At 63.4% G+C, this 331-nt stretch carries 1 protein-coding gene; it reads left to right on the top strand.

The window, feature by feature from the left end; translation table 11 throughout:
* On the top strand, nt 1-331 hold a 331-nt coding region (locus tag A3736_RS17450), incomplete at both ends, for a bacteriorhodopsin-like (protein ID WP_233999259.1).

A 331-nucleotide genomic window follows, 5' to 3' on the forward strand; every position in this document is an offset into this window, starting at 1 on the left:
TGCCATCGCCTTCGGCCTGCCGCGCCCCGAATTGCACAAACGTGCGGCCCGGATGATCATGCCCGGCGTGCTGATGATCTGGACCGGCCTTTATGGCCAGTTCGGCGAAACCGGTGACTGGAGCCGTCTCAACCTGTGGGGCGTCATCTCGACCGTGTTCTTCGTGTGGCTTATCGTGGAAGTGCGCGGCGTGATCACGCGCGGCGTGCAGACTAGCCCGGCGCAATTGCAGACGTGGCCGAAGAACATCTGGTGGTATTTCCTTGCCACCTGGGGCCTCTATCCTATCGCCTACGCCCTGCCGCAGCTGGGCTTCACCGGCGACGTGGTG

It is taken from the genome of Erythrobacter sp. HI0063 (assembly GCF_001635685.1).
Lineage (GTDB): Bacteria > Pseudomonadota > Alphaproteobacteria > Sphingomonadales > Sphingomonadaceae > Qipengyuania.